The 12,658-nt window shown below is 40.5% G+C and carries 8 protein-coding genes and 2 pseudogenes; 4 read left to right on the top strand and 6 right to left on the bottom strand.

The window, feature by feature from the left end; translation table 11 throughout:
* The first annotated feature begins 15 nt into the window (after positions 1-15).
* Positions 16-975: an NAD-dependent epimerase/dehydratase family protein gene (locus tag ACX27_RS08730; RefSeq protein WP_062291010.1), complete on the top strand. Its 960-nt coding sequence runs from the start codon at positions 16-18 to the stop codon at positions 973-975.
* 256 nt (positions 976-1,231) lie between these two features.
* Here the strand turns inward: ACX27_RS08730 and ACX27_RS08725 are convergent, their stop codons facing one another.
* The 5 genes and pseudogenes from ACX27_RS08725 to ACX27_RS35210 form a co-directional block, all read right to left on the bottom strand.
* Entirely contained in the window at positions 1,232-2,083 is an 852-nt protein-coding gene (locus ACX27_RS08725) for a DUF1206 domain-containing protein (RefSeq protein ID WP_062291008.1), read from the bottom strand.
* Between the two features lie 237 nt (positions 2,084-2,320).
* A pseudogene (locus ACX27_RS34850) lies at positions 2,321-2,401 on the bottom strand (peptidoglycan-binding domain-containing protein); the annotation flags it as partial.
* A gap of 12 nt (positions 2,402-2,413) precedes the next feature.
* On the bottom strand, positions 2,414-2,620 hold the full coding sequence (locus ACX27_RS08720; protein ID WP_235526560.1) for a peptidoglycan-binding domain-containing protein: 207 nt from the start codon (positions 2,618-2,620) through the stop codon (positions 2,414-2,416).
* Positions 2,621-2,680: 60 nt separating this feature from the next.
* The gene (locus ACX27_RS35215) at positions 2,681-2,962 is read right to left on the bottom strand and encodes a M48 family metalloprotease (RefSeq protein WP_335337775.1); all 282 of its coding nucleotides are present in this window, start codon (positions 2,960-2,962) and stop codon (positions 2,681-2,683) included.
* A complete protein-coding gene (locus tag ACX27_RS35210; protein WP_062291002.1) occupies positions 2,947-3,153 on the bottom strand; it encodes a M48 family metalloprotease in 207 nt (68 codons plus the stop codon). The genes ACX27_RS35215 and ACX27_RS35210 overlap by 16 nt, the downstream gene beginning before the upstream one ends.
* Before the next feature lie 11 nt (positions 3,154-3,164).
* Between ACX27_RS35210 and ACX27_RS31605 the strand changes: the two genes are divergently transcribed.
* Positions 3,165-3,320 carry a hypothetical protein gene (locus ACX27_RS31605; RefSeq protein ID WP_418006814.1) on the top strand — a complete coding sequence of 52 codons (156 nt, stop codon included), beginning with the start codon at positions 3,165-3,167 and terminating at the stop codon, positions 3,318-3,320.
* Between the two features lie 230 nt (positions 3,321-3,550).
* On the opposite strand, the pseudogene ACX27_RS08705 reads toward ACX27_RS31605, so the two are convergent.
* Positions 3,551-6,144, bottom strand: a pseudogene (locus tag ACX27_RS08705) (chloride channel protein).
* 1,324 nt (positions 6,145-7,468) lie between these two features.
* On the opposite strand from ACX27_RS08705, the gene ACX27_RS08700 reads away from it, so the two are divergent.
* Entirely contained in the window at positions 7,469-9,718 is a 2,250-nt protein-coding gene (locus ACX27_RS08700) for a cytochrome c family protein (RefSeq protein WP_158507358.1), read from the top strand.
* A gap of 330 nt (positions 9,719-10,048) precedes the next feature.
* Positions 10,049-12,550 (top strand): beta strand repeat-containing protein, encoded by a 2,502-nt coding sequence (locus ACX27_RS08695; protein ID WP_062290997.1) that lies wholly within the window; start codon positions 10,049-10,051, stop codon positions 12,548-12,550.
* Positions 12,551-12,658 lie beyond the last annotated feature (108 nt).

Raw genomic sequence — 12,658 nt, 5'->3', positions numbered from 1 at the left:
CCTGACTTGAAAATTATGCATTTTATTGTCACTGGTGGAGCTGGCTTTATCGGCTCCCATCTAACAGAACAGCTTTTGTCCGATGGTCATGATGTCACAGTTGTTGATAACCTATTGACAGGCAATTTGCAAAACTTACCTAAACATCCTCAAATCAAAGTACTGATAAAAGATATATCAAAATGCCAACCCAATGATTTTACCGAGCCGATTGATGGACTAGCCCATTTAGCCGCTACCCCATCGGTAACGCAATCTTGGCTGCAACCACTCAAGGCTCATCACAATAATCTTTCTGCAACCATCACTGTAATTCAACTTTGCCAAGCTTTAAACATTCCCAGACTAGTTTTTGCCAGTTCAGCAGCTGTATATGGAAATCCAACGCAACTACCAATTTCAGAAAATCAACTAACTTATCCCATTTCTCCCTATGGCTTACAAAAACTGGTGTGCGAACAATATGCCAAATTATTTGCCAAACAATTAGGGTTTTCATTTGTAGGATTACGCCTTTTTAATGTATTCGGCCCTAGACAACAACCTAATTCTCAATACTCTGGTGTAATTTCCATTTTTGTAAATGCTATGCAGCAAGGTTTACCCTTAACTATTTATGGAGATGGAACTCAAACACGAGATTTTATATATGTTAAAGATGTAGCAAATGGATTTGCTAAAGCTTTAACTATTCCTCTAAAACCAGGTTCTTCTTTAATTTGTAATTTAGGTAATGGAAAAAATATATCTCTGATTGAGTTAGTTGATATTCTCAAAACTTGTTTTCCTCAGCACTTATCAGTAACGAATTTTATGCCTGCCCGTTTAGGAGATATTCAGCATTCACATGCTGATATCTCAAATGCATTTTCAATGTTAGGCTTTACGCCTCACTGGTCGCTAAAATCAGGTTTACAGGCTTTAATTGACCAAGATAATACAACGTTATATCCTATTTTCTGCCCAGCTTACTGACTTCCAAAACTGATTCACAAAAACTGTAATTGCTATGTCTAAACTCTCTAGTTATTACTCAAATTACATACCTGATATAGATGATACTCGCGCTACTTATTTTGCTAATTTTTCAATTCATCCTTCTGTTAGCAGCAAAATAAAGCCAAAAACTAGAGAATTTTTGACTTTATTTTGCCCTTATACCCTTGCTTAAACCCTTGATTTTTTGCCTTTGGAGTTAGTCCTATGAATATAGCTTCTTTTTTTTACTAATTTATAAATTAGTAATATGGCGATAGCGAGCCTCAATGACGGAATAGATACCATAAGCAATCAAACCTAAAGCCACTATACCTAAAATCCAAGGGCCAAATGGTTGCTGTGCTAAGGATGTCAATGCACCACCTAATCCTCTAGCTTGAGTGCCATCCAATTGAATGGCTGCCACCATTATAAAAATACCAATGATATCAAAAACAATACCGCGAGCGGCAATCCCAAATTTACCCAAACGCATTGCCCAAATTTGCTCAGTCCTGCTCATTTGATGAAGTTTAAAATTGCGGCGGAATTTGCCTTTGTATGCTTGATAAAGAAAAGAGATACCAACAGCAATTACTGTGAAACCGACAAGTAATACTAACCATCTGCCAAAAGGTTGATTAAGCAAATATATTGTCCAATCTTCGACAGAATCGCTATTGTTACTACTAGAACCAATAATTAGTTTGATAGATGTTACAGCTAAACTGACGTAAGCGATCGCACTAAAAGCATAGCCAAGACGTTTAGCAATTCTTTTACTATTCATTTTTTGACCAGAATGTTCGGGAGCGAGAATAGTTTGCACAAAACGCCAAAGTGCATAACCAATCAGTCCCAAGGTAACGATACTCAAGAGAAATTTACCAAAAGGCTGGGTGACAATTGTTTCTAGCGCACCATTCGTATCTGTAGTTTTCCCACCAAAACCAAATGCTGCCTGTGCTGCTAAAAAGCCGACGATAAAATAAACTAGACCTTTGGCTGCATAGCCTAATCTGGCTAATCGCTCAACCCAAAGATGAGAAGCTACTTGTCTAATTGGTTGTTTTATTTTTTCAGGAACTGGATCACGTAATGCCATATTTTTATTTTTTTAGGCTGGATTAAAGCTAAAATTTTCTCTAACAATAATGTGGAGGATACGACAATTGTCTGCATCCTCTTTAATAGAGAGATAGGCTCTATCTTTAGCTAGGAATTTAGCTAATTTGATCCCAAATTTCTGATATGTTGATGATGATTAACTTCTACTAGAGCCAATAAGTTTCACTATCTGTTAGACGGGGCCTGGCATAGGGAAGACATTATTGTTGTTCCGTCATGCTTGCCAAGTGAGCGTTCCTGCTTGACCGTCACCGACTAATCTCTGCGATCGCTGAAATGCTACTACTGCTCTAGCTGTTCTATTTCCCTAGCTACCATCAATCACTCCGTTATAAAATCCCCAAGAGCGCAAAACAGCTTGTACATCTCTGACAGCTTGTCCACGCGATCCTATTCTCAAAAAAGGAGCTTTTAGCGGAGTATATTTTGATAGTCTACCTGTAACTGGGGCATTATTTGTTTGTGCTTCAGCCGATGCAAAACTGAAGGTAAAAATACTTAAAGTGAAGCTCAATGCAAAAGTTAATGAGCTATGTTGTTTCTTCCTATTAAATCTGTAGCAATTGATGGATAACTAACTTAAAGGTTGGATTTTTTCTTGATATGCAGCGTTGTTTAAGCCACCGCTTCGATAAGCTGTTTGAGAATTAATTTCACGTTTTAATACAGCAATGCGATCGCTTGTGGCAGGATGGGTACTCAAAAATGATGGTAGTGATGGCTGATTGAGTAGTTTTTGCAGAAATGCAATCATGGCAGAATGAGCATAACCAGCACGTCCTAATGTTATTATTCCTTTTTGATCAGCTTCAAATTCATCTTGGCGGCTGTGGGGAAGGTTTAAGGCCAAATCCAAATCTGAACTGCGGTACTACTGTCTAGTCCTGTTGCTGTTGCAATACCGCGCGTGATTGCTGTTTTTCGCATCTGATTTATTGCTTGACAACTGGGGATATGTCCAATTTCGTGAGCAATCACACTGGCTAATTGAGCTTCGTTATCTGCGGCTTTTAATAATCCAGTAGGAGCAGGTTGAAAATCTCCCAAATTTTAATGATTTGGAGAAAATCGATTACGACTATGAAGAACGAGTACGTGGTGTTTATCGTACTCCAGTCAGACAATCATCCTTAGAAATATCCACTCCTGTAGATACTCCACCTATCACAAGCGATCGCAAATCTTATGCTCATGATCGTAATACATATAATTGAATCATTAATTTATTTGTTTATGAAATTGTCGCTAGAAGGAAAATGGATTGCCTCTGGCTTTAGCTTATGCTTATTATTCATGGGTACAGTTAGTCTTATTTCTTACCAAAACGCTACTCAGTTAATTTTAAGTAGTTAATGACGTACCAAATTCAGATTTTATCAAACAGAATATATGGGCTATTTCGCCAGAATTTAGAATCACTCCTGAATTCTTATATTTGTATATTTTACGTTTTGACCATAATGACTGTGCAATTACTATTACGGGCAATCTTTTCGGGAATATTTCCTTGAATTGCTTGTTGTAATAAACTTTCACGACTAGCACCTAAAATAATCACATCGGTGTTGTCTTGTTCGGCACACTCAATGACAGCTTCACAAACAGAATTGGACTGGACTGAAGTAGCAAGTACTTTACCATTGACTCGGCGTTGGAGAAAATGAAGGGATTTTTCTAAAAATCTTGTGTCAGGTGTGAAATTATTAGGCTGAAATACTTGACACAGCTTAATTTTAGGGGATGAACTTAAAGAACTCAAGGCAGGTAATAATTTAATTGCTTGACGAGAGTTAGGCCCGCCTGCAATTGGGATTAACCAACGCTCAAAGGCTTTCTTGTCATCTAATTTAGCTAAGATCACATCACAAGCAGCTTGTCGAATTATTGTATCTACTATTCGGCTAAACACTCTACCAGGAGTTGATGTAGTGCCTTTCCAACCCATTAATACTAAATCAATATGTCGCTCTTTGACAGTTTCCAAAATTGCTTGAGCAACATTATGGGCAACTCGTATCTGGGTATGAATAGGAATACGCTGTTTTTGACCTAATAATATTGCTTGTTCTAGAAGACGATGACTTTTGGTAGTGTCTACTGGTGTTTCTGAGGGAATACGGCTTGGTGAGACAATAATCACTTGTAAGCATTCTATTTCATAGTTGCGCTGTTTGGCGATCGCAACTGCCATTTCTAATAAAGTCTTGGCTGTCTGTGGATGTGAAAGCGGTACTAGTAATCTGCCTTTGCCTGTTGCCGGAGTGCGAGTTTGATAAATTACATAAGAAGGCGCTGATTTTGATTTGATCGCTTGCAGCTGACCACTTAACTTCTCTGCTTCTACACGAATAATGTCACTGCGAGTAATAATTCCTACTAATTTTCTGCCTTCTGTTACAGGTAAGCAGCTGAGATTATGACGATTAAGTATATGCAAAACATAGGCCAGTGTGGCTGTGGGGCTGACAGTCACTGGCTCTGGTGTCATGATATCGCTGATAGTTTTATTTCCCTTTATCTGTTGCGAAGCGTTGGTAACTAAATCTTTCTGAGTGATAATACCTACAACTTTACCATTGTCTAAAATCGGGAAATTGCGATGGTGAGACTGAGAAAATGCTTGCACTGCTTCATCAATACTCATCTGGCTAGAGAGAGTTTCAACACGTCTTTGCATGACCTCTGCGGCGCTGAGTTGAGCTAACAGTCCATCTGTAGTTGGCTCTTTTTGAATGTGAATGCCTTTTCTTTCGAGTAAAAGGTCATAGAGCGACCTGTGATCAATTTTTTTCTGCTACTAAATAAGCAACTACAGATACAATCATCAAAGGTAGCACTAGATTGAAATCTGTCGTCATCTCAAACACAATGATGACTGCTGTAATCGGTACTTTAGAGACAGCACTAAAAAAACGCTGCCATTCCTACATGAGCATAAGTTGTTGCGGCACTCATACCTAACCAACTTTGTTCAGCAGCACCCACCAAATAACCAAGAGCAGACCCTAAAACTAAAGTGGGAACCAGTAAACCCCCAGGCGCTCCAGAGCCATAAGTTAAAAGAATCAGGGTAAATTGGACTAAAAGAGCGATCGCGGCAAATAACCAATGAGCATTACCCATCAATATAATTTCTCTCAGCCCAGCATTATTGCGAAAAGTTACAGGCAACAAAGCGATCGCCACTCCACTAACCAACCCCACAATTCCAATTCGCCAAGGCAAACTCAGGTTTAGTAAACGCTGATTAACCTCCAAACTAGCAATCACACCTTTATTAAACAAAATCCCTAATAATCCTGCTAATCCACCCAAAATCAAGTAAAAAGGGATTTCCTGAGCAAAGAAAGTCGTATGCCCAGATACTAAATTGATTTGACTCAAATCAAAGCTGTGACTACCATAAAGGCGAGAAATCACGGAAGCGATAAACGAAGCCAAAATAGCTGTGCCAAGAGTAATACCTGACACATCTTGAAGTAACTCTTCTACAACAAACAGTACACCAGCGATCGGTGCATTGAAAGCAGCCGCTAACCCGGCCCCTGCACCTGCTGCAATCAGTTGACGGCGATGTTCAGGAGAAGTCGGTACCGAATTACTCAGTTGATTTGCCAAAGCTGCCCCAATCTGTACAGTTGGGCCTTCTCGTCCCAAAGGCATCCCAGAACCCAGCACCAATGTAGCACTAATCAACTTGACCAAAGCAATCCGCAAATTTAACGGCATCGGTACGCGAGCCAACACCGCTTTTACCTCAGACATTCCACTCCCAGATGCTTCCGGTGCAAAACGCTCAACTAACCAACCAGCTAAAAGACCTCCGACTAGCCCAATCCCCGGTAGCACCAAATAAGCAGGCCATAAGTAAGAAACATGCACTCGCCACGCCCCTGCCCAGTCCACAGCTTGCCCTAACAAAACTGCCGCTAGACCAGAAACTAGACCAATCAAGCAAGCTTCAGCAAACGCCAAGCGCCGAGGTTGGAGCATTTGTCTAGAAAGCCTCAACCAGAGAATTTTACCTCTGACGAACATATTCCTAGCAATCACTTGTCATCAGTGAAAGTCTGTAAATATCTGAAGTTTTTTACAGTTTATCTCATCAAGAGCTACTTTCAAGAAAATGAAATTTAAATGAAATTATTTTCTACCAAAAGATAGACATAGAAAAATGTAATTGTTTATTAATATCAGTCAATGTAACTGCTCCTAAAAATGAAATTTAAATGAAATCATTCCCTATTCAAAGATAGACATATAAAATTGTAACTTTTTATTAATACAAGTCAATGTAACTGCTTCCAAAAATGAAATTTAAATGAAATCATTCCCTATTCAAAGATAGACATATAAAACCGCAACATTTTATTAATATCAGTTTATTTTTTCTTGCAAAAATGAAATTTAAATGAAATCATTCTCTACTCAAAAATCAGCTATATTATTAAAATCTGATAGAAATACCAGACTGATTGACTACTAAGTTAAAAGTAGTGTCAAAGGCTGACTTAGCATCCCGATTGTTCAAGTATATATAAACAGTCAAAATCTTAATCTTGTTGGACTATCGCGCCAGAATAAAGCTACCACTGGCACAGCTTATACTTTGAATTAAACCGCCATACCTGATTTTTTCAGCAGTTAATCTAGCCTTAACAGCAGATACGCATACGCCACAAGTATTGCTATACAAGGCTTTTATTTCTGTATTGACTCTGAATGACTAACTAGAGTATTACTAAATACTCATTATGTCTGATGCTAATCTCAACACCAGATATTGATAGCCAACCAGAATAGTAGTAGTAAGTATTTCAGAAAAAAAAAGGTGATTGCTCATTATCCAGCACTCACCTTTAACTTAGTTAATGCGAGCCTTAATTATGACACAAAAGACAAACAATAATCTAACTTGTCAAAATCTAATAAATAAAATTTACAAGCAATTAAATATATCTTCTCTTAAGAGTATAAGTTGCTTACTGTTATCATCACTCGCTAGATAAAAAGTTAAAAATATAAGTTAACACTCGGTTAATACGCATATCTTTGAGTAAAATCTTCATCTTGCTGCTGTATACTAGCTTGGAAAACTTTATTCACGTCTCTATCAGTAAATTTTTCTAGAGGATGTGAAGCGATTATTAAATTATTAGTAAAGAGATGCAGAATTTACTAGTTATATACTGTATCTTTTATTTATGTTGAAATAGTGTATGTTTCTGATAGGTAGGCAGTACAAATCATCACCTAGTTGATGATTGACAGCCTTGTAACAAGCAACTTTCCTATGAAAATCTAGAAACTTATGAGAGAGCGAAACATCATGAGGTTTACGCGTAAGCGTAGGCTTCCAACTTTGTTATTAATAGTATGCTGTTCATTTGCCCTAGCCATATCTTCGGCGGCACTCTTCCCAGAAGTCGGTTTGGCAGGTATTTTCTCTTCTGCTCCCATTGGTAGTAATGTCCCAGACGATGCGACGTTGTTAGCTCAAAGACAAACTGAGTTAGGCAATGGAATCAATAACGTATTTGATGTAGCAGAACCAGCACCAGGAATCGCGTTGGCTCCAGCAGAACGTGTTCCCCGACAAAAATTTGGTGTGGTTGGAGCCTTCCCACTGGGACTAAAAGACCTTGATGCCTTAGTCTATCCTTCTGCAACTCGCACACAAAAAGAGGCCTTGGTAGAAGGAATACAATTCTTTACAACACCGCACCTTGCTGTAGAAGGTGCAGGGCCAATTGCCAACCAACAAATGTGTTTAGGTTGTCACTTGAGTTCTGCTGAAGCAACTCCCAACAGCCGAGTAGTACGTGACGTTTCCAACGTATCCCGTGCTGCACGCTCGACACCAACAAACTTCAAGTTTACAGCCCTCGATCCTGCTACTGGTGGTGGACGGCCTGCTGATAACCTTGATGCCATCAATAACACTGGACGGACAGCTGCCTTTACAACCTTCGGTGACTATAATCCCGCACAAAACATATTTGACCCTCTTGATGGAGTGGCTAGGGGCGGACTTTCACCACGCCTCGGCGGCTTTGTTCAACATACGCGTTTTTCCCTTCCTGAGTGTTTGCCTGAGCGCATCCCAACAATTGCTGAAGATCCAAACTTACCTAATATTGACCCAGTAACAAAACTTAGCTCTCTAGGTTTCCGAAGAGGTGTTGTAGAGTTCGCTGGACCTCCATACATTGGTCGTGGTTTGATGGAAGCTATTCCATCAAACGATATCCGCCGCTTTGAAGATGAAGGTTCTGATAGTCAAAGTATCGCTTCATCTCTCAATAATGCAGGTATCTTTGCTTGTACAGGTGATTGTATTACTGGTAAAACCAACACCATTCCTACACCTTCAGGCACTGCTATCTCTGCCGGTTCAGCTTTTACTGGTGGTGTAGGACGCTTTGGGTTGCGGGCTAATGGCGCAGAAATCCTCCAGTTTGTTGCCGGTGGTTTGCAAGGGGAAGTTGGGTTTACAAGTATTCTCAACCGTAATGAACCAACAGACTCTCCTACTAACGTTGGTCGTCCAGGTTGTGTTGACCCATACCCCAACACACTAGAATCACACCTCAGTGTGCCACTCAGCGAACGGAACTTCTTGCGGATGACCGCTCCTCCCGAATTTGGTGACACACTATTGGCAGTGTTGAATAATCCTACACGCTCTCGTTCTCCACAAAGCCCTGAAGGTCAAGTTAAGCGCGGAGCAGAGCTTTTTGGGATTGATTTAGTAGCCTTCTCTAACCGGATGATTCCAGGCCGCTTCCCCGCAGGTGGTGATAGTCGTGATCCTAATGCTATTAACCGTACAGATTCTATGGTGAGCTGTGCCAGCTGCCATATCCCTGTTCAAAGAACCGGTCAGTCACCAGCAGCCACAACCAGAGATGGTGCGATCGTTGCTCAACATTTGAGCTATAAGTGGGCTCCTATTTTTTCTGACTTACTTCTGCACAACGTACCTCAAATTGATGCAGAACGTTGGGCTTCTTTACCTCGTGATCCGTTAGTTGTTAACAGAAAATATCAACCAACTCTTTCTAGAGAACAAGGTGCTAGTACTGCGGTAGGTCGCTCCTTCGCTACCTTTGATATTCCTCGGAACCTAGCTGGTGACGTATTTAGCAATGTGCAAGGTACTGCGTTTGGTGATGAGTTCCGCACCGCACCACTGATGGGCTTGGGTAGAATGGGCGCTCCATTCTTACACGATGCTCGTGTGTACTTAAGCCGACTCACAGTTAACAGCAACCCAGCTGGTACTGTATTCACCAACAGTGAAGTTACTAATGCACCATTAGTTGTGCGTACTTTAGATGATGCTATTCGTGCAGCTATTGAGTTACACGATTTACCAGCCCCCGATAACAGTCGTACACCCAACGTCCCTGGCGCAGGATGTCCAGTACCACCAGGGGGAGCCGTTGGCAACATTTCTTATGGCTCTTCACCAGCAGACGTGATTTGTCCTCCTTACAATAGCGAAGTTTCTAGAACCCATCGCAGTGATGCGAAGGAAGTCATTCGTCGCTATCGTTCTTTAAGTCCTGCTGATCAACAAGCCATGATTGAATTCCTCAAAGAGTTATAAAATTTACCACTACTAAATATTCCTAACTCTCAAGGAATTTCATCATTGTTCATTTTGATCATCAAAGGAGAGATGAGCAATGCTCACCTCTCCTTTTTCTTATTCCAAGGAATAACATAAATAGCGGTTATTAACTGGATACACCAAAAAACATGAAAAAAGTCTAGAGATTAGACACTAAGAAGTAGAAAATAGCTTAACTCAGCACTCAGCACTTTCAAGCTAGAAGGTAGTAAATATTTATGGCAGGGATAAGGCTTTAAAACAACACAAACTGCAATTTGAGAATTTTCAAGTTACTGAAACAATCGATTTATTTAGGTAAAAGTTATGGTGAATATCAATGGTACAAATGGCAATGATAATCTCATTGGCACAAATGGTAATGATATTATTAGGGGTCTTGCTGGGAATGATACCTTATTTGGCAATGGTGGCAATGACATTTTAGATGGTGGTGAGGGAAATGATAGCCTCAATGCAGCCACTGGTTTTGTCAGTTCCACAGGGAACAGTATCCTCAGAGGTGGAACAGGAGATGATTTTTTAGATATTACCCGTTCTTCTGGAAATAACCTTTTAGAAGGGGGTGATAATAATGACACTCTATTAGCTCTATTTTCTGAGGGCAATAACCTTATTAGTGGTGGATCAGGTGATGACATAATTGACATTAGTACCTCCACAGGCAATAACCTTGTGGAAGGTGGTGATGGTAATGATGAGATTTATGCTGAACGTGTAGCAGGAAATAACAGCCTCTATGGTGGTGCAGGGGATGACTCCTTCTATCTGAGCAACATTGTGCCACAAGAACCAAGTCCCTCTACCATTGCGATTCAAACAGTCGATGGTGGAGATGGGGAAGATTATCTTTTTGTTGATTACAGTGATGCTGATGCAGCAATATCTTCAACCTTCAATAGTGCCACCAACACTGGCACCATCACAGCCAGCAGCAATGAAGTCAGCTACAGCAACATCGAACGTTTGAACATTATTGGTACACAGTTCGATGATTTCATCACCATTAGTAATGCACGTTTAGATGACAGCATTGATGTGAGTGATGGAGACAACAACATCGCAGGTGAAGGTGGAAATGATGTCATACTAGCGGCTTTTACAACCGGGAATAACACCATTAGTGGCGGAGAAGGTGATGACATCATTGATATCAGTACCTCCACAGGCAATAACCTTGTGGAAGGTGGTGATGGTAATGATGAGATTTATGCTGAACGTGTAGCAGGAAATAACAGCCTCTATGGTGATGCAGGGGATGACTCCTTCTATCTGAGCAACATTGTGCCACAAGAACCAAGTGCCTCTACCATTGCGACGCAAACAGTCGATGGTGGAGATGGGGAAGATTATCTTTTTGTTGATTACAGCGATGCTGATGCACCTATCTCATCCGCATACAATGCTTCAAGCAACAGTGGCAGAATTAACGCAGGTACAAATCGAATTCGCTACAGTAACATCGAAAGTTTAAATATTATTGGCACAAGCTACAGTGATAATATTGTTGGCAGCAATGGCAATGATACACTTTTTGGTGGTAGTGGTGGTAATGATCGAATCAGTGGTGGTGCTGGTAACGATACATTAAATGTTGACTATTCGACCGGGAATAATCTGCTAAAAGGTGATGTAGGAAATGATACGCTTTCTGCTATTGGTGCTTCTGGTGATAACACCTTAGATGGTGGTGCGGGTGATGATAGGCTAATTGCGGATGATTCCACAGGCGATAACTTGCTAAAGAGTTTTAGTGGTAATGATTATCTGTCTGTGGTTGGTTCGTCTGGAAATAACACCCTCAATGGTGGTGCTGGTGACGATACATTAGTTGCAGATGATTCTACAGGCGATAACTCACTCAATGGCGGCAGTAATGATGATTATCTGTTTGCTGTTGGTTCATCTGGAAATAACACCCTCAATGGTGATACGGGTAACGATATATTAGTTGTGGATGATTCCACAGGCGATAACTTACTCAATGGTAGTAGTGGTGATGATTATCTGTCTGCTGTTGGTTCGTCTGGAAATAACACCCTCAATGGTGGTGCTGGCAGAAACACATTAATTGCCGATAATTCTACAGGCAATAACCTGCTAAATGGTGATAACGCTGATGAGTATCTGTCTGCTGTTGATTCATCTGGGAATAATACCCTTATCGGTAGAAATGGTCACGATATATTAATTGTGGATGATTCTACAGGCGATAACCTTCTGAGTGGTGACAATGGTAATGATTATCTATCTGCTGTTAGTTCATTTGGTAATAACACCCTCAATGGAGGTAATGGTAACGACACATTAACTGTGCAGAATTCTAGTGGCACTAATGTACTGAATGGTGGCAGTGGTAATGATTATCTTTCGGCAATGGGTGCTTTAGGGAATAACACTCTCGATGGTGGTACTGGTAACGATATCCTAATCGGCGGTAGTGAAAATGATGTTCTCATTGGTGGCGCAAATAACGACCTGATCACAGGCGGTAGCGGTGCAGATACCTTTGTCTTTAATCGTTTTAATGAAGGTATTGATACGATTACTGACTTCAGCATCAGTGATGACATCATTCAGATATCTGCGGCTGGTTTTGGTGGTGGTTTATTAGCTGGGGCGCTGTCGATTAGTCAGCTTACTTTGGGAACTTCTGCAACCACGACTGATCAAAGATTCATCTATAACAACATTACTGGTGCGTTGTACTTTGACCAAGATGGTAATGCTGGTGGATTTAGACAGGTGCAACTTGCTCAACTGTCTGGTTCACCTGCGCTGAATGTCAGCAATTTTGTGATTGTTTAAAGACTGTCGCAAAATAAACACAAATTACGATCGCCCATAGATACCCGATTTTTAAAAAAAGTCGGGTATCTGAACATCTGTAAGCTGTCAAAATCAATTGAGTAGAGT

This window comes from Nostoc piscinale CENA21, from assembly GCF_001298445.1.
In the GTDB taxonomy this organism is placed as follows: domain Bacteria; phylum Cyanobacteriota; class Cyanobacteriia; order Cyanobacteriales; family Nostocaceae; genus Nostoc_B; species Nostoc_B piscinale_A.
This window is presented reverse-complemented; position numbering and strand designations above follow the sequence as displayed.